Source organism: Flagellimonas meishanensis (assembly GCF_019880545.1).
GTDB lineage: Bacteria > Bacteroidota > Bacteroidia > Flavobacteriales > Flavobacteriaceae > Flagellimonas > Flagellimonas meishanensis.
The window spans coordinates 742,680-766,593 of the sequence record NZ_JAINVW010000001.1 but is presented as its reverse complement, the minus strand read 5'-3'; the positions used below and the strand labels follow the sequence as shown (position 1 = coordinate 766,593).

The 23,914-nt window shown below is 44.9% G+C and carries 25 protein-coding genes; 14 read left to right on the top strand and 11 right to left on the bottom strand.

Translation table 11 applies throughout. The features are described 5' to 3' along the window. Positions 1-55 precede the first annotated feature (55 nt). Positions 56-496 (top strand): hypothetical protein, encoded by a 441-nt coding sequence (locus K7G75_RS03430; protein ID WP_222982808.1) that lies wholly within the window; start codon positions 56-58, stop codon positions 494-496. A 74-nt stretch (positions 497-570) separates the two neighbouring features. On the opposite strand, the gene K7G75_RS03425 is transcribed toward K7G75_RS03430, so the two are convergent. Continuing rightward, positions 571-1,458, bottom strand: coding sequence for a RimK family alpha-L-glutamate ligase (locus tag K7G75_RS03425; protein ID WP_222982806.1), 888 nt, complete (start codon positions 1,456-1,458; stop codon positions 571-573). A 240-nt stretch (positions 1,459-1,698) separates the two neighbouring features. Here K7G75_RS03425 and K7G75_RS03420 point away from each other — a divergent pair, with 240 nt between their 5' ends. The 4 genes from K7G75_RS03420 (at position 1,699) to K7G75_RS03405 (ending at position 5,679) form a co-directional block, all read left to right on the top strand. Then, complete coding sequence (locus K7G75_RS03420) at positions 1,699-2,367, top strand: succinate dehydrogenase cytochrome b subunit (protein WP_222982805.1); 669 nt, start codon at positions 1,699-1,701, stop codon at positions 2,365-2,367. Between the two features lie 2 nt (positions 2,368-2,369). Further along, the gene (locus K7G75_RS03415) at positions 2,370-4,373 is read left to right on the top strand and encodes a fumarate reductase/succinate dehydrogenase flavoprotein subunit (RefSeq protein ID WP_222982804.1); all 2,004 of its coding nucleotides are present in this window, start codon (positions 2,370-2,372) and stop codon (positions 4,371-4,373) included. 7 nt (positions 4,374-4,380) lie between these two features. Continuing rightward, complete coding sequence (locus tag K7G75_RS03410) at positions 4,381-5,127, top strand: succinate dehydrogenase/fumarate reductase iron-sulfur subunit (protein ID WP_222982803.1); 747 nt, start codon at positions 4,381-4,383, stop codon at positions 5,125-5,127. A 72-nt stretch (positions 5,128-5,199) separates the two neighbouring features. Continuing rightward, positions 5,200-5,679: a very short patch repair endonuclease gene (locus tag K7G75_RS03405; RefSeq protein WP_222982802.1), complete on the top strand. Its 480-nt coding sequence runs from the start codon at positions 5,200-5,202 to the stop codon at positions 5,677-5,679. Here the strand turns inward: K7G75_RS03405 and K7G75_RS03400 are convergent. Next, a complete protein-coding gene (locus K7G75_RS03400) occupies positions 5,663-6,370 on the bottom strand; it encodes a helix-turn-helix domain-containing protein (protein ID WP_222982801.1) in 708 nt (235 codons plus the stop codon). The genes K7G75_RS03405 and K7G75_RS03400 overlap by 17 nt on opposite strands. 144 nt (positions 6,371-6,514) lie before the next feature. Here K7G75_RS03400 and K7G75_RS03395 point away from each other — a divergent pair, with 144 nt between their 5' ends. After that, positions 6,515-6,835 carry a hypothetical protein gene (locus tag K7G75_RS03395; protein ID WP_222982800.1) on the top strand — a complete coding sequence of 107 codons (321 nt, stop codon included), beginning with the start codon at positions 6,515-6,517 and terminating at the stop codon, positions 6,833-6,835. Here K7G75_RS03395 and K7G75_RS03390 read toward each other — a convergent pair. From K7G75_RS03390 to trhO, 7 genes are all read right to left on the bottom strand, one after another. Next, positions 6,821-7,339, bottom strand: a complete 519-nt coding sequence (locus K7G75_RS03390; protein ID WP_222982799.1) for a GNAT family N-acetyltransferase — start codon at positions 7,337-7,339, stop codon at positions 6,821-6,823. The two genes, K7G75_RS03395 and K7G75_RS03390, sit on opposite strands and share 15 nt — an antisense overlap. Positions 7,340-7,659: 320 nt before the next feature. Next, a complete protein-coding gene (locus K7G75_RS03385; RefSeq protein WP_222982797.1) occupies positions 7,660-8,313 on the bottom strand; it encodes a CoA transferase subunit B in 654 nt (217 codons plus the stop codon). Positions 8,314-8,316: 3 nt separating this feature from the next. Beyond that, positions 8,317-9,018: a CoA transferase subunit A gene (locus K7G75_RS03380; protein WP_222982795.1), complete on the bottom strand. Its 702-nt coding sequence runs from the start codon at positions 9,016-9,018 to the stop codon at positions 8,317-8,319. Between the two features lie 98 nt (positions 9,019-9,116). Continuing rightward, complete coding sequence (locus tag K7G75_RS03375; protein WP_222982793.1) at positions 9,117-11,444, bottom strand: transglycosylase domain-containing protein; 2,328 nt, start codon at positions 11,442-11,444, stop codon at positions 9,117-9,119. 2 nt (positions 11,445-11,446) lie between these two features. Next, complete coding sequence (locus K7G75_RS03370) at positions 11,447-11,929, bottom strand: gliding motility lipoprotein GldH (RefSeq protein WP_222982791.1); 483 nt, start codon at positions 11,927-11,929, stop codon at positions 11,447-11,449. Continuing rightward, complete coding sequence (locus K7G75_RS03365) at positions 11,919-13,076, bottom strand: PSP1 domain-containing protein (RefSeq protein ID WP_222982789.1); 1,158 nt, start codon at positions 13,074-13,076, stop codon at positions 11,919-11,921. The genes K7G75_RS03370 and K7G75_RS03365 overlap by 11 nt, the downstream gene beginning before the upstream one ends. Positions 13,077-13,178: 102 nt before the next feature. After that, positions 13,179-14,210 (bottom strand): oxygen-dependent tRNA uridine(34) hydroxylase TrhO, encoded by a 1,032-nt coding sequence (trhO, locus tag K7G75_RS03360; RefSeq protein ID WP_222982788.1) that lies wholly within the window; start codon positions 14,208-14,210, stop codon positions 13,179-13,181. 288 nt (positions 14,211-14,498) lie between these two features. On the opposite strand from trhO, the gene recA reads away from it, so the two are divergent. The 5 genes from recA to K7G75_RS03335 all read left to right on the top strand — a co-directional run bounded on the left by recA (position 14,499) and on the right by K7G75_RS03335 (position 19,454). After that, positions 14,499-15,506: a recombinase RecA gene (gene recA / locus K7G75_RS03355; RefSeq protein WP_222982786.1), complete on the top strand. Its 1,008-nt coding sequence runs from the start codon at positions 14,499-14,501 to the stop codon at positions 15,504-15,506. Positions 15,507-15,595: 89 nt separating this feature from the next. After that, on the top strand, positions 15,596-16,036 hold the full coding sequence (locus tag K7G75_RS03350; RefSeq protein ID WP_262420234.1) for a hypothetical protein: 441 nt from the start codon (positions 15,596-15,598) through the stop codon (positions 16,034-16,036). Positions 16,037-16,064: 28 nt separating this feature from the next. Beyond that, a complete protein-coding gene (locus tag K7G75_RS03345; RefSeq protein WP_222982783.1) occupies positions 16,065-16,595 on the top strand; it encodes an RNA polymerase sigma factor in 531 nt (176 codons plus the stop codon). 12 nt (positions 16,596-16,607) lie between these two features. Continuing rightward, complete coding sequence (locus K7G75_RS03340) at positions 16,608-18,116, top strand: ring-infected erythrocyte surface antigen domain-containing protein (RefSeq protein WP_222982781.1); 1,509 nt, start codon at positions 16,608-16,610, stop codon at positions 18,114-18,116. A 168-nt stretch (positions 18,117-18,284) separates the two neighbouring features. Next, positions 18,285-19,454 carry a histidine kinase gene (locus tag K7G75_RS03335; RefSeq protein WP_262420233.1) on the top strand — a complete coding sequence of 390 codons (1,170 nt, stop codon included), beginning with the start codon at positions 18,285-18,287 and terminating at the stop codon, positions 19,452-19,454. A 40-nt stretch (positions 19,455-19,494) separates the two neighbouring features. Here K7G75_RS03335 and K7G75_RS03330 read toward each other — a convergent pair whose 3' ends face one another. After that, positions 19,495-20,247 carry a lysophospholipid acyltransferase family protein gene (locus tag K7G75_RS03330; RefSeq protein ID WP_222982779.1) on the bottom strand — a complete coding sequence of 251 codons (753 nt, stop codon included), beginning with the start codon at positions 20,245-20,247 and terminating at the stop codon, positions 19,495-19,497. A gap of 56 nt (positions 20,248-20,303) precedes the next feature. On the opposite strand from K7G75_RS03330, the gene K7G75_RS03325 reads away from it, so the two are divergent. Both K7G75_RS03325 and trpS read left to right on the top strand, forming a co-directional pair. Next, a complete protein-coding gene (locus K7G75_RS03325) occupies positions 20,304-20,546 on the top strand; it encodes a GlsB/YeaQ/YmgE family stress response membrane protein (RefSeq protein WP_222982770.1) in 243 nt (80 codons plus the stop codon). 88 nt (positions 20,547-20,634) lie between these two features. Further along, on the top strand, positions 20,635-21,603 hold the full coding sequence (gene trpS, locus K7G75_RS03320) for a tryptophan--tRNA ligase (protein ID WP_222982769.1): 969 nt from the start codon (positions 20,635-20,637) through the stop codon (positions 21,601-21,603). Between the two features lie 123 nt (positions 21,604-21,726). Here trpS and dprA read toward each other — a convergent pair whose 3' ends face one another. Next, the gene (gene dprA / locus K7G75_RS03315) at positions 21,727-22,833 is read right to left on the bottom strand and encodes a DNA-processing protein DprA (RefSeq protein ID WP_222982768.1); all 1,107 of its coding nucleotides are present in this window, start codon (positions 22,831-22,833) and stop codon (positions 21,727-21,729) included. A 105-nt stretch (positions 22,834-22,938) separates the two neighbouring features. Between dprA and K7G75_RS03310 the strand changes: the two genes are divergently transcribed. Beyond that, positions 22,939-23,883, top strand: coding sequence for an HU domain-containing protein (locus K7G75_RS03310; protein WP_222982764.1), 945 nt, complete (start codon positions 22,939-22,941; stop codon positions 23,881-23,883). The last annotated feature ends 31 nt before the right edge of the window (positions 23,884-23,914 follow it).

Genomic DNA, 23,914 nt, shown 5'->3' with positions numbered 1-23,914 from the left:
ATAATATATTCTTATTTTTACATCCCTACATTAAACTGGGGTATATCACATTTGTATGCAACGTGTAAAGCAACTTGCGTTTTTCAAAAAGATCAAGGAAATCCGTGAATACCAGTTCGGTACCTTCTACTTTTTTGATGGTCTGGTCATCTCCGAGATCAACGAAGGGGTAACCTTTGGTTGGGAAATGGCAAAAAAGGCGATTGATGCAGCGCATGAGATTTTTGGTGAGGATATGCCCATTGCCTATATCTCCAACAGGGTGAACAATTACCATGTTGTGCCCGCTGATTGGGTTAAGTTCTACTCCCACAGGCACCAGTTGGACTTTTATTGCGTGGTAGGGAACACCAAAGGTAGTTTTGCCAGCTTAGTGCTTGAACGGGTCTTCTTTAGAAACTCCATCCGTCAGTTTTCAGAACTGGACAAGGCGGTTGAATGGAGCTTGGGGAAAATAAAATCCAAAAAAAGCAATCTTGCTTCCCCAGTGGGATAAAGCCCCTCTTTATTCATATTAATCTGAAAACCTTTTAGTTAGCGGTATAGCATTTAGTTGTTCTGCTGTGGTCACTATTTTCTTCGCAAGGCATTTCGCTCTGTATATTTAATGATGTGACTGGCAACATTGATATTTGTCGCTTCCTCAATTCCCTTGAGTCCAGGGGAGGCATTCACCTCAATGAGCACAGGTCCGTTTTTGGAACGCATTAAATCGACACCCGCGACTCCAAGCCCCAAATATTTGGTGGCATTCAAGGCAATCTGCTGTTCTTTGGGCGTTGGCTTGATGGCCTCCGTATCTGCTCCTCGGTGCACATTGGACCTGAAATCATCAATATCACTAGTACGCTTCATACTGGCTACCACCTTGTTCCCGACCACAATAATGCGTATGTCCTCTCCATTCGCCTCCTCAATATATCGTTGCAAAAGAATACTTGTGTCCATTTTGTAAAACGTATCTATAATGGATTTGGCCGATTTTTTGCTTTCTGCCAAAATCACCCCTTGGCCATGTGTCCCCTCCTGCAGTTTGATAATGACCGGTGGTCCTCCGAGCAATCGAATCTGCTCCCCGATATTATCCGGGTTGATGGAAAACAAGGTCTCCGGTATGGGAATTCCCTTTCGTGACATAATCTGTAGGGTGCGCACCTTGTTTCTAGCCCGTGTTATCCCCAGCGACCTTGCCGTGCTGAACACATTGTTCATCTCAAACTGTTTGACAATGGCAGCTCCATGTCGAGTCACCTTCGCTCCAATTCTGGGAATTATGGCATCGAACTCGTTGGTAACATCTTCCTCTCCCAAATAAATTTGGGGTTTTCCATGACCCAATCGTACAGAACATTTGGTGTGGTCAATAAGCTCCACGTAATGCCCCGCCTTTTGTGCTTCCATGGCAATCCTTCTTGTGGAATATACATTGAGGCTAACGGATAGAATGGCAATGTCCATGCGATTGTTTTGGTTCAAAATGATTTGTAATATCGTGCAAAAATCCCAGAAAAGTGTTCAGGGGATTCCCATCAGCACCAAAAATGTTCAACACAAATGTCTTTAATGTGAATGATCATGACCCCTGGATCAAACAAGAATTTGTGCATTCTTATAATTAATCTAAATATGGCCCATTCCAATGTTTAAAACTTGTTAGAAACTGGTTTGTGCCTTAAATTTGTTAAAAACCAACGACGAATGAGTGGATTGATTAAGTCTTCGCTGGCCCGAAAATTTGTAATGGCACTTTCGGGTCTTTTTTTGGTCATTTTTTTGGTGCTCCATGTGACCATTAACCTTGCTTCGGTGATTTCACCTGATTTTTTCAATGAGGCTTCCCATTTTATGGGATACAACCCTATTGTTCAGTTCTTGATGCAGCCCATCCTCATTGCTGGGGTAATCGTGCATTTTGTTATGGGTTTTGTTCTGGAGATACAGAACAAAAAAGCCCGTGGCATCGCCTATGTAAAATACAAGGGTAGCGCCAATGCGCCATGGGTTTCCAGAAATATGATCTATTCCGGATTGGTGATACTTGCTTTTTTGGGACTTCACTTTTACGACTTTTGGGTGCATGAAATGACCTATAAATATGTGGAGGCACTTCCCCAAGACCCAACACGGTACTATCATGAAACAGTGGAAAAGTTTGCTCCCTTCTGGAGAACCGCCCTGTATGTGGTATCGTTCGTGCTTTTGGCACTGCATCTATGGCATGGTTTTGCCTCGTCCTTTCAAACCATGGGGGTAAACAATAAGTACAGCAAGGGCATCACAATATTTACAAAACTTTTCTCGGTGGTCGTACCCCTGGCATTCGCATTCATAGCCATCTATCACTACCTTAACCCAATAACACACTAAATATGGGCAAATTGGATTCAAAAGTTCCATCGGGGCCACTGGCCGACAAATGGACCAAACATAAAAATGAAATTGACCTTGTTAACCCCGCCAACAAACGAAATATAGATATCATCGTGGTTGGAACAGGTCTTGCCGGTGGCTCCGCTGCCGCTACCCTGGCCGAGTTGGGTTACAATGTGAAGACTTTCTGTTATCAGGATTCTCCTAGACGGGCACACTCCATCGCTGCCCAAGGCGGAATCAATGCCGCAAAAAACTATCAGGGCGACGGGGACAGTGTCTACCGACTATTCTACGATACCATTAAAGGCGGGGATTACCGATCCCGTGAGGCCAATGTGTATCGCCTGGCCGAAGTCTCCACCAATATTATCGATCAATGTGTTGCCCAGGGCGTTCCCTTTGCCAGGGAATATGGCGGTCTTTTGGACAACCGTTCGTTTGGTGGTGTGTTGGTATCAAGAACTTTTTATGCCAAGGGACAAACAGGTCAGCAACTCTTGCTAGGAGCTTACGCCGCCATGAACCGTCAGATTCAACGGGGGAAAATAAAATCCTATACCCGACATGAAATGCTGGATCTGGTCTTGGTCGATGGCAAGGCACGTGGAATTATTGCCAGGGATTTGGTTACCGGTGAAATTGAAAGGCATTCGGCCCACGCCGTAGTGATCGCGTCCGGAGGATACGGCAACCTGTTCTTTCTTTCTACCTATTGCATGGGAGCAAACGTAATGGCGGCATGGAGAACCCACCGTAGAGGGGCCTACTTTGCCAACCCCTGTTTCACTCAGATACACCCCACCTGTATTCCCGTTTCCGGGGACCATCAATCCAAACTGACCCTGATGTCGGAATCCCTTCGGAACGATGGAAGAATATGGGTGCCCAAACGATTGGAAGATGCACAAGCAATTCGGGAAGGAAGGCTAAAGCCCACACAGTTAAGCGAAGAGGAACGGGATTACTATTTGGAAAGACGTTATCCCGCATTTGGAAACTTGGTGCCCAGGGATGTGGCATCGAGAGCTGCAAAGGAACGCTGTGATGCTGGCTATGGTGTCAACAAAACCGGTGAAGCCGTGTATCTGGATTTCACTTCGGCAATTATGCGCTATGGAAGGGAAAAAGCATTGACCTCCGGAATGAAGGATCCAGACGAAAAGACAATCCGCGAGCTTGGTGAAAAAGTTGTCGAGAACAAATACGGCAACCTCTTCCAGATGTATGAAAAAATCGTGGACGAAAACCCTTATAAAACCCCAATGAAAATCTATCCCGCTGTGCATTATACCATGGGCGGCCTTTGGGTGGATTATAATCTGCAAACCACCATCCCGGGATGCTATGCGGCCGGTGAGGCCAATTTTAGCGACCATGGTGCCAACAGATTGGGTGCATCGGCCTTAATGCAAGGTTTGGCCGATGGTTATTTTGTACTACCCTATACCATAGGCGATTATTTATCGGACGATATCAGGACCGGGGCCATTCCCACCGATTCCCCCGAGTTTGAAAAAACGGAAAAAGAGGTTAGGGAGCGCATTGAAAAGCTTATGTCCGGACGAGGCATACATTCCGTGGACTACTACCATAAAAAACTGGGCAAAATCATGTGGAACAAATGTGGCATGTCCAGGAACGAGAAAGAACTCAAAGAGGCCATTACGGAAATCGCCGAATTGCGTAAAGATTTCTGGGAAAATGTGAAGGTGCCTGGATCTCCGGATTCCAAAAACCAAGAATTGGAGAAAGCAGGACGTGTGGCGGACTTTTTGGAACTTGGGGAACTTTTTGCCCTAGATGCCCTTAAGCGAAACGAATCCTGCGGAGGGCATTTCCGTGAGGAATACCAGACGGAGGAGGGCGAAGCGCTTCGCGATGACAAGAACTTTAAGTACGTTGCCGCATGGGAATATGTAGGCAAACCAAAAGATTCCAAGCTGCACAAGGAAGATTTGGTGTATGAGAATATAGAAGTAAAGACACGTTCATATAAATAAGATTGCTATGAAATTGTATTTAAAAATATGGCGTCAAAAAGATGCGAACTCCAAGGGAGCCATGGTAGATTATACCCTTAATGGGGTTGAGAGCGACATGTCTTTCCTAGAAATGTTGGACGTACTCAACGAGGAATTGATTTCAAAAGGAGAGGAACCTGTGGAGTTCGACCATGACTGCCGTGAGGGTATCTGCGGAACATGTTCGCTCATGATCAATGGCCGGCCCCATGGTCCAGACTCCATGATCACCGTGTGCCAATTGCACATGCGCAGCTTTAACGATGGCGATGAAATTGTGATTGAGCCATGGAGAGCCACAGCTTTTCCGGTCATCAAAGATCTTATTACCGACAGGAGTGCGTTTGATCGCATACAACAGGCCGGAGGTTATATTTCGGTAAATACCTCAGGACGTCCCGTGGATGCCAATGCCATCCCCATTGAAAAGGACAAGGCCGATGAATCCTTCAACGCAGCCACGTGTATCGGTTGTGGGGCATGTGTGGCCGCCTGCAAAAACGCAAGTGCCATGTTGTTCACTTCGGCCAAAGTTTCCCAATTTGCACTCTTGCCCCAGGGAAGGGTGGAAGCTGCAGAACGGGTTCAGAACATGGTCCGTCAGATGGACTTGGAAGGTTTTGGCAACTGTACCAATACCGGGGCCTGTGAAGTGGAGTGCCCGAAGGGCATTTCCTTGGAAAACATTGCCCGTATGAACCGGGAGTATTTATCCGCCACGCTGAAGGGGTAAACCATTAATCATTATAGCACACAAGACACCCAAACTCCGTTTGGAATTTGGGTTTTTTATTATCTTCAGTCTATGTGCAAGAACTATGCAGAGAAAACAATAAAAGTCCCCCGTTTTCGTGAGGAGGATGGTTTTTATACCACCCCCGAGCGCTCCAAGATCATGGGACAGATCCGGGGCAAGAACACCAAACCCGAACTCACATTCCGAAGAGCCTTATGGAACGAAGGGTATAGGTATCGGATAGATTATAAAAAACTGATCGGAAAACCGGACATTGCCCTAAAAAAATATCGGACCGTGGTCTTTATTGATGGTGAATTTTGGCACGGCCATAACTGGGAAGAGCGCAGGGATAAAATAAAGAGCAACCGTGAGTTTTGGATCCCAAAAATTGAGCGCAACATGCAGCGTGATGCCGAAGTGAATAAAGCGTTGGAACAATTGGGCTATAAAGTGTTCCGTTTTTGGGAAAGTGAGGTGAAAAAAAATCTTGATGCATCCTTAAAAACTGTTTTGGAACATCTGGAATCCGTCAAAGCTGCTTTTTGATAACTTTAAAGACCTGGAGTACATCGTTAAGGGAAAGCTCAAAATCCTTGTATTCGGGAGACGTGTTCAAATTATGGCATTTGATGGTCCCATTGTTATTATTATATCCAACGACTTGCTTGCAAATAATGCGGTCTTGGCATACCAATACGTACGATTTGTACCATAAGTCGTCCATGTCCTTTGTGAACGTTTCTTTTTCAAGACCCAAGCCCAGAACTATTGCTTTGTTGGGTATGGCCTCAAAACCAAGGTCGTTCATGGAATCGCCTGCAATCTCAAATGCAGTATAGCGCTGATCTTCCAAAAAGTCGATCACAAAACCGATTTGAAAAGGCGTCTTCTTGGAAGTGTCCGTCTTGAGTTTTTCCAGGTAACCGCTATATTGTTCCATTAGCACAAGAGGTGCCATGATGAGGTACTTGCCATGGTCCAACGGATAGAACACGCTGCCATATTTTGTGAATGGCTGCTTTCGGATGTAGCTTTCACCCATGTCGTTAACCTCGTGCAGATAGAGCTCGGCAATGGTCAATTCAAAATAATCCGCGATCCGGGTCAAGTTTTTAATGGGGATGTTGGCATCCTTTTTTTCGTAAAGCTGTATGGTCCTTAGGCTTACACCTATTTCCCGTGCCAGATCAGTTTGACTTATATTTTTTTTTCGGCGTAATTGTTTTATTATGTACATAAAATTACTATATTGTGTAATATTATTACACATCATGTGTTTTTAGCAGCAATCCGCCACATTTCTGTAATTGGATTACAAACCAAATATAGAAAATCGGATCAGACCCCGAGAACTTAATCAACAAAACACGTATTCATTGCCATGGGATCAACAAAAAATCTGGGGCTGGTAATCAGGGGGGAGGACATTTTCCAAGAAGAAGATTATGGTAAGCCCATTAGCGAACGCCTTTCGCAAATCTTGAGAAGAAATGTCTCAAAAAATGACTATGCCAACATCGCCATTAGGAGCAATGTGAGCTTCTCCACGATTCGGGATGTGGTCTATCGCACCAACAGTCTTACAAAGTCCAATGCCACGGCCATTTGTTTGCTGATGCATGCCGCGTTTGAAAATTCCATGGCCTATAAACTACGAGCTGAAGCCGATATCATTTTTTTGAACAATTTATTGAACGTTTAGGCGCAACAGCCAATCCGTTTGTCGGTCCCTTCCAATATAATAAGGATGTTCCCCGAACTTCTGGAACCCGTGACGTTGGTAAAAACGTATGGCCCCCAAGTTGCGTTCCCACACCCCGAGCCACACATATTCCTTGTCCAGTTCCCGTACCAACTCCTGAATTTTAGCCAACATCAAGCTTCCCAAGTTTTTTCCCTGATGGGCTTCTAAAACATAAATACGCTCTATCTCCAATGAATTGGCATCATGCACATCCGTTTGGGCGTCACCCACGTTCAACTTGAAATAGCCCACCAACTCTTGGTACCCATACACGAAATAGAAGATGGAGTCTTTGTTCTTCAGTTCCCGTTTTATCCTTTCTGGATCGAACGCTTTTTGCACGTAGTCCTGAAAATCTTTCGGGTCGTTGTCCTTTTCAAATGCGGCCACAAAGGTTTCCCTTGCAATCCGAACCAATGCTTCCAAATGGGAAACATCACATTTTTGAAACCGAAGCGCCATTGTGTGGTTTTTTACCAAAATATCATAAAAAAAGAAGCCCACAAAATTGTGGGCTTCAAGTGTTTTCCGTTGTTGTTTGTTTTTAAAGCATGAAAAGCTTCTTGATCAAGAGTACAAACCCTGCAAAGAAATCGTTTCTGTAGATCTGTACATTTTCATCCATTGCGGTGTGGTTTAGTTCGGGTGCCATGGTGTTGTTTTTTTATGATGTTAATTTGGGTGAAAATCTATACCTACAAATTTACCCAACTTATATTGCTGCTAAAATTTATGTTGCAAAAGTCAGGATTTTTGTTGTCAAACCGACCCATCGGTCGGTGTTAAATTTTCATTTCCGGAATATCGCCCTCTACGACCAGTCTGCCTTCGGTGGCTTGCCTAATCTCATCAACTGAGATTCCGGGGGCCCTTTCCAACAATTTAAAGCCCTCTGGCGTAACCTCGAGTACAGCCAGATTGGTGACAATTTTCTTTACGCAGCCCACTCCCGTAAGGGGAAGTGTGCACCGCTTAAGCAATTTGGATTCTCCTGCCTTGTTGGTGTGCATCATGGCAACAATGATGTTCTCTGCCGAAGCGACAAGGTCCATGGCTCCTCCCATACCCTTTACCATTTTTCCGGGGATTTTCCAATTGGCGATATCCCCATTCTCGGCAACCTCCATAGCTCCCAAAATGGTCAGGTGGACATGTTGCCCCCTTATCATTCCAAAACTCATGGCCGAGTCAAAAAAAGAAGCTCCCGGCAGCGTGGTAATGGTTTGTTTGCCCGCATTTATGATATCCGCATCTTCCTCTCCCTCAAATGGGAAGGGTCCCATGCCCAAAACCCCATTTTCGCTTTGAAATTCCACGCTGATATCGTCCCTAACAAAATTGGCGACCAGGGTGGGGATGCCAATTCCCAAGTTCACGTAGTAACCATCCCTTACCTCCCTTGCTATTCGCTTTGCTATTCCGTTTTTATCCAACATAGGTTATGCTTTTGTTCTCACGGTTCTTTGTTCAATTCTTTTCTCGTAGCGTTCTCCCTGAAAAATGCGTTGCACGAAAATTCCGGGGATGTGTATTTCATTGGGGTCCAGACTCCCGGCCGGAAAAAGTTCCTCGACCTCCGCGACGGTAATCTTTGCCGCCCCACACATGCACGGATTAAAATTACGCGCCGTTCCCTTGAATATGAGATTCCCGGCCTCATCCCCTTTCCATGCTTTCACAAAAGAAAAATCAGCTTTATAGGCGGGTTCCAAAACGTACATTTTACCATCAAATTCACGGGTTTCCTTTCCCTCTGCCACTTCGGTGCCATAACCTGCAGGGGTATAAAAAGCTGGAAAGCCTGCTTGGGCTGCCCGGCATTTTTCCGCAAGTGTTCCCTGGGGGGTCAATTCCACCTCCAGTTCCCCACTGAGCATTTGGCGCTCAAACTCATCATTTTCTCCCACGTAGGAGGATATCATTTTTTTTATTTGATGTTTTTGAAGGAGCAGGCCCAGGCCAAAATCGTCCACTCCGGCATTGTTGGAGATACATGTGATATCCTTTGTCCCCAAGCGAACCAACTCGGCAATCGCATTTTCCGGTATGCCACAGAGGCCAAAACCACCCAACATAAAGGTCATTCCGTCTGAAACGCCTTCCAGGGCTTTTCGCACGTCCGAAACTGTTTTATTAATCATAAGATTCTTGTGTTTTCCTATTGTCTGAAAATACGATTTAAATAAAAAAGCCCCAAGACTTATTGTGCCCGGGGCCATTGTTTTTTATGTCTCGGAGGTTAGAAGTCAATTTCCTCCAAATCATCTTCGGTGTCCAGATCTTCCTTGCGATCTTCGAGCACTTTGGTACAGTCAACATTTATGGTCAGTTCCTCTGGCTCTTCAAATGCTTCTTTTGAGACGCCCAATTCCTCGTTTTCATAATTCTTCTTCATATACATGGCCCATATGGGAAGCGCCATGGAAGCCCCCTGCCCATAGGTAAGGCTCTTAAAGTGTATTGCTCTATCCTCTCCTCCTACCCAAACCCCAGTCACAAGATTTGGTACCATTCCCATGAACCAACCATCACTCTGGTTTTGCGTTGTGCCTGTTTTGCCCGCAATGGGGTTGGTCAGTTCGTAGGGATAACCGGTGATGATTTCTTTGTACACGGTCTGGTTTTTGGCAAACGAGTGCCTTAACCTGCCACCAGAGCCGTATTGTGTGACGCCTTCCATTAGGTTGACCATGGCATAGGCCACATCTTTGCTCAGTACGTCCTTGGTCTCGGGGGTGTACTCGTAGAGTACTGTTCCGTTCTTATCCTCTATCCGGGTCACCATCACGGGTTTTACGTAAACTCCCTGATTGGCAAATGTACCATAGGCACCCACCATTTCATACACATTGAACTCCGGTGTTCCCAATGCAATTGCTGGAACTTCCAAAATTTCCCGCGTCAGTCCCATGTTCTTTACAATGGAAACTACAGATCCTGGACCCACCTTATCTATCAACTGGGCAGTGACCGTATTCACGGAATTGGCCAATGCGCTTTTTAGCGTAAGATTTTCACCCGTATATTTTCCATTGGAATTTTTTGGGCACCATGCTTCGGGGTTACCGTGTTTTAATGGCTCTATGCAATATTGATTGTCAGGAAGTGAATCGCATGGGGAGTACCTGAGCTGATCGATGGCAGCAGCATACACAAAGGGTTTAAAGGTTGACCCGGCCTGTCTGGCCCCTTGTATGACGTTGTCATACTGAAAATGTTTGTAATCCACTCCGCCCACCCAGGCTTTTACGTGTCCCGTTTGAGGTTCCATTGACATCATGGCAGTTCTCAAAAAAGTTTTGTAGTACCTAATGGAATCCACGGGTGTCATTATCGTATCCTTTTCAAAGGAATCACTGTTCCAGTCAAAGACGGTCATCTCCGTTTTTTTGTGGAAGGTCTTTGTAATTTCTTCTTCGGACATGCCATCCCTTTTTAAATGTCTCCATCTGGCAGAACGTTTCATGGCGCTCCGCATGATGGTGTCGATAGCTCCTGAGGTCAGGTCCAAAAAAGGAGCCGTAGGGTTCCTGTCAGGTTTGTTTTGATTGAAAAACTCGGCCTGTAGGTTCTTCATATGGGCCTGTACGGCGTCCTCTGCATTCTTTTGCATACGGGAATCCACTGTGGTATACACTTTCAGTCCGTCTAAATATATATTGTATTTCTCGCCATCAGGTTTGGGGTTTTTCTCCACCCAATCATTCAGGAACCGTTGCATGTACATCCTGAAATAGGTGGCCAACCCTTCCCGATGTGATTCCGGATTGAAATTAATGTTCATTTTCAACTGCTGGAGGGAATCCTTTTCTTTTTCAGTTAGGTAGTCGTATTTGGCCATTTGGGCCAAAACAGTGTTTCTTCTGTTCAACACCAGATCATGCCTACGGATCGGGTTGTAAAGTGAGGAATTCTTCAGCATGCCAACCAATACAGCTGACTCCTCCACCCTCAATTCTGAAGGTTCCTTGCCAAAATATATTCTGGACGCAGATCGGATTCCATCGGCATTGTAATTGAAATCATAGATGTTCATGTACATTGCTATGATCTCCTCTTTGGTATAATTGCGCTCCAGACGGGTTGCAATTACCCATTCCTTGATTTTTTGTGTTACTGCCTGAAACTTGTTCTTTGACCTAACGCCTACAAAAAGTTGTCTTGACAATTGCTGCGAGATGGTGCTTGCTCCTCCTTTGCTTCCCAAAAAGATCAAGGCCCTTAGAGTTCCCCGGGCATCGATCCCGGAATGTTTGTAGTATCGAGCATCTTCTGTGGCCACAAGAGCATCCACCAAATTTTGTGGCAAATTTTCATAGGCAACAGGTGTCCTGTTATCGTTTAGGTACAGTTTGCCCAAGGTTTCCCCATCGGATGATATGAACTCTGTTGCCAAATTGGTCTCTGGGTTTTCCAAACGTTCAAACGTGGGCATGGTGCCGAAAGCTCCCCATGAGGCCAAAAGAAAAATCAATGTAATGAAAAGAACACCAGATCCAAATAAGATCCAGAACCACTTAATGTATTTGAAGTAGCCATTTTGTTCTTGCTGTTTAGATTTCGCCATTTTTATTGGTTGCTTTTTTCTATTTCAAGACCAACATCGGTAATCCCATGCAGCACCTGTATGCCTTCAACATTTCCATTTTTGCGCATGGCATGGGCAATGCTCAGGGTATATACGCCAGAATCAGGGAAAACGGTTTTTTCCTTGAACCATAGTTTGTTTTCCTTGATGCTGCCCAACCCTTTCCCAAGCCACTTTCCCGTTGGTTCCGCCATACGGTATTCCAAAGTGTCCTTCCATGTTTTTCCATTGGGGTCTTCCAACTCGGCAATCAAAAAAAGGTTGCTGAATTGATAGGCATCATCGTTTCGAATGTTTATGTACAGATTATAGGTTTGGGTCGTGTCCAATCCAGAAATCTTGAAATCGGCGGGTCGGTCCATTCCCCATTTTCCATCTTTCATGGATAGGTATTCGGAAAAAACCAAGTTTGAATTACAGGATAAAAATCCCAAAAAAAAGAGGATAAACAGACTATTTCGCATTGGGAGAGGCTTTTGCTTTAGGGCCTTTGTTTCTTCTTTTCTTGTTTCTTCGCTTCTTGGGCCTATCAAATCTGGTCAGGCTATCCTGTCCCACAACATTTTCGAAGACCGTGCTTTCATCCTCCATGTTCTCCTGGGCATATTCCTCCAGGCTGTCCACTTTTTCATTGGTCTTGTTTATCTCCAGGATTTTCAATACTTGGTCTTTTTTGAGTGCATGCCAAGTGGCTGGGTCGTCCTTGTAGGAAAACCACAGTGTCTCTTTAAAAATGTCTGTTTTTTGACAAAAGGCCAGTCCTTTTTTGGTCAACAATCTACTGTCCTGCGGAGGGAAATCCTTTAAGGCCTCCAAATAGGTGTCCAGCTCATAGTTGAGGCAGCATTTGAGCTTGCCACACTGGCCGGCCAACTTTTGGGGATTCAATGCCAATTGTTGATATCGTGCGGATGCCGTGCTCACCGACCTGAAATCGCTCAACCAAGTTGAACAGCAAAGTTCGCGCCCGCAAGATCCAATGCCTCCAAGGCGTTGGGCCTCCTGCCTATATCCTATTTGCCGCATCTCAATCCTTGTCGTAAAAGCGCGGGCCATGTCCTTGATAAGTTGTCTAAAATCCACACGGTCCTCTGCGGTGTAGTAAAAGGTAGCCTTGGAGCCGTCCCCCTGGAACTCCACATCGCTCAATTTCATCTGAAGATTCAGGGAAATGGCAATCTCTCTGGCCCTTTTTTTAATTTCTTCTTCTTTGCTCCGGCTTTTTTGCCAAACATCTATGTCCCTCTGGGTGGCTTTTCGGTATATCTTTGGGAGCGTTTTATCGTCAGAAACCTTCTTTCGTTTCATCTGCACCTTTACCAACTCTCCTGTGAGGGTCACAATGCCGACATCGTGTCCAGATTTGGATTGGGTGGCCACAACATCCCCGATGGACAACGGGGTATTGTCCGCATTTTTGAAGAATTCCTTTCTGCTGTTCTTAAACCGCACTTCAACACAGTCAAAGGGTTTTTGACCATTGGGCAGCGCCATATTGGAAAGCCAGTCAAAGACTGTTAGCTTGTTACAACCATCTGTGCCACAAGTACCATTGTTCTTGCAACCACGCGGCTGTCCATCCCCTCCGGTTGAACAACTGCTACATCCCATATTTTGTATCTTGGTTTAAGGGATCGATAAAGTTTTCCCTTAAATAGGGTTCATAAATTTACTAGATGTAAATATAGCATAAATTGTGGCAGTGGTGAAATGCTACTTTTTGTATTTCAATACCGGGGAACGCCCTTTTTTGAATATTTTGTTGCTTACGGTTTTGCCCTTGCGCAGCTTCTTTTGTTCTTCATAGGGCAAGGCATGTATTTCCTTGCACGCATCGGAACAGCATTCATTCATGGCCCTTGCGCACTCCTCGCATTGGATAAAGAGCAAGTGGCACGCTTCATTGGCGCAGTTGACATGGGTGTCGCATGGTTTTCCGCATTGGTGGCAGTTGGAAATGACATCCTCTGAAATGCGCTCTCCCCTTCGATGGTCAAAGACAAAGTTCTTGCCCAAAAACTTGTTTTCGAGATTTTTTTCCCTAACCTGTCTTGCGTATTCAATAATGCCCCCTTCCAACTGGTACACATTTTTGAATCCTTTATGCTTGTAATAGGCACTGGCCTTCTCACAACGAATACCACCTGTGCAATACATGACCAATTTTTTGTCCTCTTTGTGCTCTGACAGATCCTCTTCAATAATGTCCAACGAATCCCTAAAAGTATCCACATTGGGAGTTATGGCATTCTTGAAATGGCCTATTTCACTTTCGTAATGGTTTCTCATGTCCACCAAAACGGTCTCCGGATCTTCTATGAGCTCATTGAACTTTTCGGCATCAACGTGCACCCCTTTATTGGTTACGTCAAAGGCGTCATCATTAAGCCCATCGGCCACAATTTTTTCCCTGACTTTCACTTTCAATTTCAGGAATGATTTGTTGTCTTGTTCAATAGCTATGTTCAATCGCACATTTTCCAGAAAGGTTATGCTGTCCAAATGTGCTTTGAAGATGTTGAAGTTCTCAGCGGGAACGGAAAGCTGGGCGTTCACCCCTTCACGGGCCACATAAATCCGCCCCAGCACGTCCATTTCGTTCCAGGCTATGAACAAGTGATTTCTTAAAATCTGAGGGTTGCCGATGTGCGCATATTTGTAGAAAGAGATGGTAAGCCGATCTTTACCGGCCTCCTCAATGAGCTTCTCCCTTTCCTTGGCACTTAACGTATTGTACAGTTGCATGCTATACCAATATTTAAGTTAAAGAATGGTTTATTCTGTATGTTTCTGCAAAGATAAAAATTCTGGAATGCCCAAAAAGAAAAGGGCTCCATATAGAGCCCTTTCTAACTTAAATCCTCTTTTCCATAGCGCAATTTTTCCCATTGCCTACCAGAGCGGACTTTAAATTCAAATCCGCTATATGGATTTTGAGTTAGTACACTTTAGATTCAATCTTAGAAAAAGGTTGCGTCTCTTTTGTCGCATGCCGAAAGAAGTGTAATTTAGCCTTCCTAACAATCGAATACCATGAGCAACGAGAAAGAGGCAAAGCTAAAGGCATTGAAACTTACATTGGACAAGCTGGACAAAACCTATGGAAAGGGCGCTGTGATGAAAATGGGGGACAGTGTGGTTGAAGATGTCGAGGTGATTTCGTCCGGATCAATAGGTCTTGACATTGCCTTGGGCGTGGGAGGCTATCCCAGAGGCCGTGTCATTGAAATATATGGTCCCGAATCTTCGGGAAAGACCACTTTGACCTTGCATGCCATTGCAGAGGCACAAAAAGCCGGGGGTATTGCCGCATTTATCGATGCCGAGCATGCATTTGATCGTTTTTATGCCAAAAAATTGGGTGTGGACATCGACAATTTGATCATCTCCCAACCCGATCATGGAGAGCAGGCCTTGGAAATTACAGAGAACTTGATCAGGTCAGGGGCCATTGATATTGTAATTGTGGATTCCGTGGCCGCGCTTACCCCCAAAAGTGAAATTGAAGGGGAAATGGGCGATTCAAAAATGGGCTTGCATGCACGGCTCATGTCCCAGGCCCTCCGAAAATTGACTTCCACCATAAGCAAGACCAATTGTACGGTAATCTTTATCAATCAATTGCGTGAAAAAATCGGCGTGATGTTCGGAAATCCGGAAACCACCACCGGGGGAAATGCCCTTAAATTTTACGCTTCTGTACGATTGGACATTCGACGATCTACCCAGATCAAGGATACGGATGGAAATATTCAAGGAAACAAAACCCGCGTCAAAGTGGTGAAGAACAAAGTGGCGCCCCCATTCAAGACCGCGGAGTTTGACATCATGTACGGAGAAGGCATTTCCAAGGTAGGCGAAGTGTTGGATTTGGGCGTTGCTTACGAGATCATCAAGAAAAGTGGCTCTTGGTTCAGCTACGGCGACACCAAGCTTGGCCAGGGAAGGGATGCGGTAAAGGCCCTTTTGGTGGACAATCCCGAACTTTCCGAAGAACTGGAGGACAAAATTAAGGAAGCCATTTCGGCCATTGGGCAATAGGCCTCAGAATTCCCATTTGGCTTAGGCAAAGGTTGTGAAAGTCCCACGCAACCCTTAAACACTGCAATCATCTAAGAAAAAAGATTTTGATGATGAAAAAGGGTTTAGTGCCTATATTTCTAGTTGTGCTGTCCAGTCTGTTCAATGCCTGTGATCTTGATGACGATTCTCCGAATTTTCATTTTACGACATTGAACGTTGTGGCCGCCTCTTTTCCGGAGGTGTTCCAGGTAAACCGGACCTACGATATTGAAGTGACCTATTTAAGGCCCGACGGCTGTACATTCTTTGAGGGTTTCGAGGTCACCAAAACGGGTGACACAGACAGGGAGGTTGTTGCCATTGGAACCGTTTTGACCGATGAAAATACCGCATGCACCCAAGCCATTGAGGAAGTCACGGCGATTTTTAAGTTCAATGTGATTTTTACAGGTGAATATCATTTTAGGTTCTATGGCGGACAGGATGAAAACAATGATTCCATATATTTAGAGTACACGGTTCCTGTGGAGGAAGCACCGACAAACTAGGCAAAAACAATCCAAAATTGACCAACATTTGGATCTTGAAGAGCTCATACATAATTGTAAAAAAGGAAGAAGGGAGGCACAGGCCGAACTATACCGCAGGTATTCCGGCGTACTCTTTGGTATGTGCCTTAAATACTCTAAAAACAAGGCTGAAGCGGAAGACAATCTGCACGACAGTTTTGTGACCATTTTCAACAAAATCGACCAATATCGTTTTAAAGGTTCTTTTGAGGGTTGGATCAAAAGAATCACCGTGAACACGGTATTGCAGAAATACAGAAAGGAACAACACCTCAACATAGTTTCCGAAAATCATGGGGAAGAGGTTGAGGTGGATACGGAAAGGTTGGACATAAGCCTGTCCACTCTTCTGGGATATATCCAAGAATTGCCAAACAAGTATAGGTTGACCTTCAACCTCTATGTTCTGGATGGATATAGCCACAAGGAAATAAGTGAGATGTTGGGGACATCCACGGGGACCTCAAAATCAAATTTGGCCAGGGCCAAAATGATCTTGAGGGAAAAAATTGAAAAAGAAAACATAAACATTGCTTAAAGACCAATAACGATGGGGAAAAAGAATTTAGAGCAATTGTTCAAAGACACTTTTAAGGATTTTCATCAAAAACCGGATGAAAAGGTTTGGAATTCCATTGAAGCCACTTTGGACAGAAAGAAACAAAAAAAGCGCGTTGTTCCTATTTGGTGGCGCCTTGGAGGAGTGGCAGCACTTTTGGCACTTCTCTTTTATGTGATAAATCCATTGGACAAAGCCGATGGAAGCGTGGAAACCATTATCACCGAGGTGGAAAATGAGGATGCTTCACCTCAAATAGAAGTTGTGACCAAAGACAGCCTGAACGCAAAGGATCCATTTGATGGAACACAAAAAGAGACCGTTACGGATGCTTCCAAGGAAACCCAAAAGAACGATGACAGGAACACGGGGCATTCCGGCAATAATAACCGCCCCCATTTTGATTCCAAAGATGGCTTGGCAACACGGACCCATGACCAAGAAGAAAACCATGTAAAAAATGCAGCTTCGGACGTTTCCGACTTCCAAGAAAATAAGGAGACCTCTTTAGTGTCGGACAGTGATGCTAACAAAGAGAAGGAGTCCATAATTCTAGAAAACGTGGAAGGTAAGGAGGCCATTGCCGAGCGGACCAGCGAGAATCCAAATTCCAAAAAGAATTTTCAATACAAGTCCTTGGACAATGAGAAGGAGGTCGAGGAAGTTGTGGCACAAAATGATCCGGAGGAAAAAGAACTTGAAAAGAAATCCATTTTTGATGCCATTGCGGAACAAGAAGAGGAAATTGAAGTGGCGGATGCATCCCAAAACAAATGGTCTGTCGGCCCGTCCTTGGCCCCGGTGTATTTCAACGGTTCCGGTGAGGGGTCGCCCATACATTCCAATTTTGCCTCAAATTCCAAATCCGGTAACGTGAACCTCAGTTATGGATTGACCGTGGCCTACAACATTGGAAAAAGACTCAAGGTGCGGTCCGGCGTGCACAGGGTCAATTACGGTTATGATACAAACGATGTGATTTTCTCCTCTTCCTTGGAATCCTCCACGAACCAGACCATAGACAATATTAACTACAGTGAAACATCACGTACCCTCGTGGTGCAAAGTAAAAATGATTTCCAGGGCAGGGCCCTGAACGATGCTTCGGTGGAGCTGGCCGCCAATGAAGTTCCGGCCTTAGAGGGCAAAATGGTCCAACAGTTGGGCTACATAGAGGTTCCTTTGGAACTCAACTATACTTTGGTGGACAAAAAACTGGGCGTGGCCCTCATTGGTGGAGTAAGTTCCCTTTTCCTTGTGGAGAATTCCGTGCTACTGGAATCACAGGACCTTGTGACCGAAATGGGAGAGGCCAACAACGCCAACTCGGTAAATTACAGTACCAATATTGGAATAGGGCTTAATTATGAAATTTCACCAAAACTCCAGTTCAACTTGGAGCCAGTCTTTAAATATCAGCTGAACACGTTTTCAGAAACTGCCGGCCCTTTCAGGCCCTATTCGGTTGGCGTTTACAGTGGTGTAAGTTTAAGGTTTTAGATATAAAGAAGTTGGTTAGGAAGATTGCTCCTTTAAGCAATCAATCGAGCACCCCACATTCCTGTGGGGTGTTTTTATTGCACTGTGGTTGAACCAGTTATTTGCCCTCTGTAATCCAATCAGACAAAAAAATCACTAATTTAACCCTTCCCTGCAAATGGCATTGTTTTGAAAGACAACCTATTCGAAGACATTTTGATCTATTTTTCCGAATCATTGCTGGGCAAGGAAAATGAGGATGACATTCTTTGGGATCTCGCCAAAAACTGCATTGCCAAGCTCGGTTTTGTGGATTGCGTGATCTATCTATTGGATGATAACAACCAATTGCTTGTTCAAAAGGCAGCTTACGGACCAAAAAGTCCCAAGGATCATACACTGTACAACCCCGTGGAAATAGTTCTGGGAGAAGGAATAACCGGCCACGTTGCCAAAACTGGTATTCCCGAATTGGTGCACGATACCTCCAAAGATCCCCGCTACATTGAAGATGATGCCATGCGGTTTTCGGAAATCTGTGTCCCAATTGCCCATGAAAACATAATCTACGGGGTGATCGACTGCGAGCATCCCAAAAAGAACTTCTTCACCGAACACCACCTTAAAATGCTTTCGGCTGTGGCCTCCATTTGTGCTATCAAAATCAAGGCTGTGAGGGCCAACAGGGAACTCAGTGAAAAACAGGAGAACCTTCTAAAAATAAGGGAAGAAATAGTGGCGTTGAAACTCAAAGCGCTGAATTCCCAGCTGAATCCCCATTTTGTGTTCAACGCCTTGAACGCGATTCAATATTTTGTGACTTCTGAGAACAAAAGAAAGGCTCTGGAATATTTGTCCCTGTTCAGCCATTTGATTCGGTTTTACCTAAAAACGCTGGAAAAAGACACAATCCATTTGGCTGATGAAATCGACATGCTAAAGAGTTACCTAAAACTACAAAGCCTTAGATACAACGACTCCTTTGACTATACCATTTCCTTGGAAGATAATGGGAAGGACTTAAACAAGGTCGTTATTCCATCGTTTGTTGTCCTTACGCTCTTTGAGAACATTATAGAACAGTCCATGTTCAGTCAACAGAAGGAACAATACTTTGACATACAATTCCATGTTGGGGAGGGCCACGTTATGCTGAAGCTCCAATATCAAGAGAACAATTTGAAGAACTCTACCCCTCCGGAATATAGGGAAGGAATGGTCCGGTGGCAGGAGCAAATTGAACTGCTCAATAATGTAAAGGGCTTTGGCATTGCCTATGAAACGTCTACAGGGAAAAATGATGCCGCCTTCGGAAAAATGATTGTCCTAACCCTACCTAACTTTCAAAGGGATCTTTGAACACAGAGGAGATGCAATTTGGCCCAATAAGGCCATCAATTCATGACCTCCCCCCTTGATCACTTTCCAGTTCATTGAGTATCAATTCCCTGACTTCTTCGCGAAGTGTTGACTTATCTTCCACCCCCAAGATACCTGTTTCAAAAAAGCGATGTACCCTTACCCTAAGCCTTCCTGGGCCACCGCTTAAAAAGGTAAAGGAAAACCGTTTCTTGTTATCATAAAAAGTAATGGGCACTACAGGTATTTTGTGTTCAATGGCCATTTTGAATGCCCCATCCTTGAACTCGTCCAACAGAATGTGCTCCTCGGGCACGCCACCTTCGGGGAAAATACAGATGCTGAGTCCTTGGTCCAGCCTCCTTTGCGCACGCCGATAGACCCCTGTTCGGCTTTTGACATCCTCGCGGTCCACCATAATGCAAACCCGTTTATAAAAAAAACCGAAAACGGGAATCTTCACCAATTCCTTTTTTCCCACAAACACGAAAGGGTTTTTGCTCACGAGCAACATCAGCATTATATCCAACATGCTGGTGTGGTTGGCCACGAGCATATAACTTTTGCCTTTTTCAAGCTGTTGTTCCTTTTTTATTTTTGGGATGCAACCCATGCCGTATACAATGGTCCTAGCCCATAAATTACGGGCCATCCAAAAAAATTGCGGATAGGTTTTTTCAGAAAGGGTGGCAAGCACAAGAAAAGGCATAAACACAAAAATGGGGACTACAACCAGAATATAGAACCATATCCTATACGCAGCGTGACCAACATTTTTAAAAAACAACAGCATGCGCAAAAGTAGAATTTTTGTATATCTTTAGAGGACTAACCATAAAATCTTGGAACATGGGTATTCTTTATGCTTTATTAATAGGAGGCTTGGCCGGTTGGCTGGCCGGTAAAATCATGAAAGGCGGTGGTTTTGGCGTGCTTTTGAACATTATTATCGGAATTGTCGGTGGAGCGGTTGGAAATTGGCTCTTTGGTGCATTGGGCGTGCATATTGGTTCGGGTGTTGTTGGCGACCTTATAACCGGTGTCATAGGTGCAGTTGTAATTCTTTTCATCGCAGGACTCTTCAAGAAATAGATACCCTATCCATATTGATGTGAAATAGCGGCTCCGGCCGCTTTTTTAATCCCCCTTGGTTGCTTACATTTACGGACAAAAATTTAGCATGGCCCGAATTTTAACCGGAATCCAAAGCACAGGAACCCCACATTTGGGAAATATTTTGGGAGCTATTTTGCCCGCCATACAAATGGCGCAGGATCCAAGAAATGACTCCTTTCTCTTCATCGCTGATATGCATTCCCTCACACAAATAAAAAACAGGGAATTGCTGCGGACCAACACCTATGCCACAGCTGCCGCCTGGTTGGCTTGCGGGATTGATGTAGAGAAAACGGTTTTCTACCGGCAGAGTGATGTGCCCCAAACAGCCGAGCTAGCTTGGTACCTAAGCTGTTTTTTTCCCTACCAGCGGCTTACCTTGGCGCATTCCTTCAAGGACAAAGCGGATCGGTTGGAAGATGTAAACGCAGGAGTCTTTACCTATCCCATGCTCATGGCTGCAGACATTTTGCTGTACGATGCCGATATAGTTCCCGTAGGGAAGGACCAACTGCAGCATTTGGAAATGACCCGTGATGTGGCCGCACGTTTCCACAATCAAATGGGAGAAACTTTTGTAATGCCAGAGGCTCAGGTCCAAGAATCGACCATGTACGTGCCTGGAACCGATGGACATAAAATGAGCAAGAGCCGTGGCAACCTCATCGATATTTTTCAGCCGGACAAGAAAATGCGCAAACAGATCATGGGCATTGTTACGGACAGCACCCCGATGGAGGAGCCCAAAGACCCGGGTAAGGACAATGTGTTTGCCCTATACAAATTGTTGGCCTCCACAGAGCAAATTGAGGAGATGAGCGCCAACTACCTTGCCGGAAATTATGGGTATGGGCATGCCAAGCAGGCACTTTACGAATTGATTTTGAACAAGTTTGAGAGGCCCAGGGAAAAATTTGAATACTTCATGCACCATTTGGATGAAGTGGATGAGGTTTTGGCCATTGGTGCCGAAAAAGCAAAAAAAGTGGCCGATGGGGTTTTGGAAAGGGTACGGAAGAACCTTGGTTATTGATTAAACGCACCCACTTTTTTTAAGCCCTGCCCATGTAATGATGGACAATTCCTAGCTTTAAATAACGCCCATTCATTAGATTCCAAGCGGCATTAAAAATTAGATTTGGTTCCGATCAATACTTCAGATCGCTTCAAAGAGTTTGCCGGGCAAGGGCCTGATCACTCCTTTCATCTCCATGTTCAACAAGGTGGATGAAGCCTGGTACACGGGCAGTCTGCATTCCAAGGAGATCACATCCAAGAGTTGTTTGCCATTTGATTGCAGGTACGCGTAAATTTCATTTTCCTCCCTTGTCAATTCCACAAAAAGTTGCTTTTGGATGGTATTCTCCTGCTTTTGATCTTCCAATTCCCATCCCAACAGATAGACCAGTTCGGCGGCCGACAAAAGTAGGTGGGCTTTCTGGCGCTTGATCAAATCGTTGCATCCTTTACTGTACTTATCCGTGCTGCGGCCCGGAACTGCGAAAACCTCCCTGTTGTATCCATTGGCAAGGTCCGCGGTGACCAGACTTCCCCCTTTTTCGGCAGATTCCACGACCACTGTGACCTCACTGAGGCCCGCAATTATCCGGTTTCGTTTTAAAAAGTTTTCCCTTTCAGGTGTACTTGTACTCCAAAAATCTGTCAAGAACCCTCCATTTTTGGCAATCCGATCAGCATATTTCCGATGTGCTCGAGGATAAATCTGGTTGACTCCATGGGCCAGGCATGCAATAGTTTGCAAACCCTTCTCCATAGCCGCTTTTTGGATGGTTATATCCACTCCGTAGGCCAACCCGCTTACAATGACCGGGTCCAAGGGTGCAATTTCCTCAATAAAAGTCTCGCAGAAAGCCTCCCCGTATCTGGTAATATTGCGGGTGCCCACTATGCTGATGATTTTCCTGTTCCTTAAATCGATGTTTCCTTTTTTGAACAACAAAATAGGGCCATCCGGGCAATGTTTAAGATACTCGGGGTAGTCTTGGTGCATGAAATAGGAGGTCTCAATCTGCTGCTGGACTAAAAAGGACATCTCAGCCTCAGCCTTGTCCAAATAAGCAGTATCGAACAAATGCTTCAAGATTTGTTGGCCTATGCCGTCTATTTTTAGTAGGTGCTGTCGTTTATCCTTAAAAACTGCTTCTGGACTGCCACAACGGGCAATCAACTTTTTGGCGGTAATATCTCCGATATTGGGAACGGCCTGCAACCTAAGGGCTGCAATAATTTCAGGTTCAGTCATTTGATTCGGGACTCTAAGTTGTTCACAAAATACAGATTTTCAAATGTTAATAAAAAGTGATACTCCATAATTTGTTCTCTTTCTTTTTTTACAATATTTGTGGCTATGCGGATTGATTTCTACATAGAGCAGTTGCTTTATAATCACAACTGCGTCGTTGTACCTGGTTTTGGAGCGTTCCTATCACATGCAAAGTCTGCAAAGCTGGATGCCTCGACCCATACCCTGACCCCGCCTTTCAAGACCATTTCCTTCAATGCCCAGTTGAGCAAGAATGATGGGCTTTTGGTGTCCCATATCGCCCAAGAAAAGAGATTGGGCTACGAGGAACTGTTGCACGAGGTTGAGTTGGTGGGAGAGACCTGGAAAAAGAAGCTCGAACGTGGTGAAAGCATCGAACTTTTCAATATTGGGAAGCTTTGGGCCAACAAGGAGAATCGCATCCAGTTTCAGCCTGAGGAAAAAATCAATTATTTGACTTCTTCTTTTGGACTTACTTCTTTTGTGGCCACGCCAATCCAGCGTGAAGTGATGAAGGAAGCTGTTGAAGAGTTGGAAGAAAGGATTCCGTTCATCATCACCCCTGAGAAAAGGGAGGCATCTGCTTTCCGGCCCTGGCTCAAATATGCCGCGGTACTTCTTTTGTGCCTTTCACTCGGTGTTACGGGATATCGCATGTACGATGATTTTCAGCAGAATCAAGTAGTGGTGCAGCAAGCGGCGCAGGAACAGGTATCTCGATTGATCCAAGAAGCTACATTTTTTGAAAGTGCTCCGTTGGAACTTCCTCCAATAAGCATCAATGTGACCAAAAGACGGCTTGGCAAGCACCATGTCATTGCAGGCGCGTTCAGGGTAGCGGAAAATGCCGAGAAAAAGGTTGCGCAACTCAAGGACAAAGGATATAATGCCTTTTATTTGGGGCAAAATAGATATGGACTGCACCAAGTGGCCTACGACAGTTTCGAGAATCCAAAGGAAGCTTTGGCCTTTCTTAGAAAAGTAAAAACCACCGATTCCCAGGATGCTTGGCTACTTTCGGAGAAATAAGCGGCTTTTCTTTAATACCAGTCTCCCCTTC

Excerpts from the sequence above, each read along its gene's own strand:
- K7G75_RS03310 (WP_222982764.1), top strand. The coding sequence starts at position 22,939 with ATGCGGATTGATTTCTACATAGAGCAGTTGCTTTATAATCACAACTGC.
- K7G75_RS03330 (WP_222982779.1), bottom strand. The coding sequence starts at position 20,247 with ATGCTGTTGTTTTTTAAAAATGTTGGTCACGCTGCGTATAGGATATGG.
- trhO (WP_222982788.1), bottom strand. The coding sequence starts at position 14,210 with ATGCAACTGTACAATACGTTAAGTGCCAAGGAAAGGGAGAAGCTCATT.
- K7G75_RS03365 (WP_222982789.1), bottom strand. The coding sequence starts at position 13,076 with ATGGGATGTAGCAGTTGTTCAACCGGAGGGGATGGACAGCCGCGTGGT.
- K7G75_RS03380 (WP_222982795.1), bottom strand. The coding sequence starts at position 9,018 with ATGATTAATAAAACAGTTTCGGACGTGCGAAAAGCCCTGGAAGGCGTT.
- K7G75_RS03430 (WP_222982808.1), top strand. The coding sequence starts at position 56 with ATGCAACGTGTAAAGCAACTTGCGTTTTTCAAAAAGATCAAGGAAATC.
- K7G75_RS03420 (WP_222982805.1), top strand. The coding sequence starts at position 1,699 with ATGAGTGGATTGATTAAGTCTTCGCTGGCCCGAAAATTTGTAATGGCA.
- K7G75_RS03350 (WP_262420234.1), top strand. The coding sequence starts at position 15,596 with ATGATGAAAAAGGGTTTAGTGCCTATATTTCTAGTTGTGCTGTCCAGT.
- K7G75_RS03385 (WP_222982797.1), bottom strand. The coding sequence starts at position 8,313 with ATGTTGGATAAAAACGGAATAGCAAAGCGAATAGCAAGGGAGGTAAGG.
- K7G75_RS03340 (WP_222982781.1), top strand. The coding sequence starts at position 16,608 with ATGGGGAAAAAGAATTTAGAGCAATTGTTCAAAGACACTTTTAAGGAT.
- K7G75_RS03375 (WP_222982793.1), bottom strand. The coding sequence starts at position 11,444 with ATGGCGAAATCTAAACAGCAAGAACAAAATGGCTACTTCAAATACATT.
- K7G75_RS03370 (WP_222982791.1), bottom strand. The coding sequence starts at position 11,929 with ATGCGAAATAGTCTGTTTATCCTCTTTTTTTTGGGATTTTTATCCTGT.
- dprA (WP_222982768.1), bottom strand. The coding sequence starts at position 22,833 with ATGACTGAACCTGAAATTATTGCAGCCCTTAGGTTGCAGGCCGTTCCC.
- K7G75_RS03400 (WP_222982801.1), bottom strand. The coding sequence starts at position 6,370 with ATGTACATAATAAAACAATTACGCCGAAAAAAAAATATAAGTCAAACT.
- K7G75_RS03325 (WP_222982770.1), top strand. The coding sequence starts at position 20,304 with ATGGGTATTCTTTATGCTTTATTAATAGGAGGCTTGGCCGGTTGGCTG.
- K7G75_RS03410 (WP_222982803.1), top strand. The coding sequence starts at position 4,381 with ATGAAATTGTATTTAAAAATATGGCGTCAAAAAGATGCGAACTCCAAG.
- trpS (WP_222982769.1), top strand. The coding sequence starts at position 20,635 with ATGGCCCGAATTTTAACCGGAATCCAAAGCACAGGAACCCCACATTTG.
- K7G75_RS03415 (WP_222982804.1), top strand. The coding sequence starts at position 2,370 with ATGGGCAAATTGGATTCAAAAGTTCCATCGGGGCCACTGGCCGACAAA.
- K7G75_RS03390 (WP_222982799.1), bottom strand. The coding sequence starts at position 7,339 with ATGGCGCTTCGGTTTCAAAAATGTGATGTTTCCCATTTGGAAGCATTG.
- recA (WP_222982786.1), top strand. The coding sequence starts at position 14,499 with ATGAGCAACGAGAAAGAGGCAAAGCTAAAGGCATTGAAACTTACATTG.
- K7G75_RS03425 (WP_222982806.1), bottom strand. The coding sequence starts at position 1,458 with ATGGACATTGCCATTCTATCCGTTAGCCTCAATGTATATTCCACAAGA.
- K7G75_RS03395 (WP_222982800.1), top strand. The coding sequence starts at position 6,515 with ATGGGATCAACAAAAAATCTGGGGCTGGTAATCAGGGGGGAGGACATT.
- K7G75_RS03405 (WP_222982802.1), top strand. The coding sequence starts at position 5,200 with ATGTGCAAGAACTATGCAGAGAAAACAATAAAAGTCCCCCGTTTTCGT.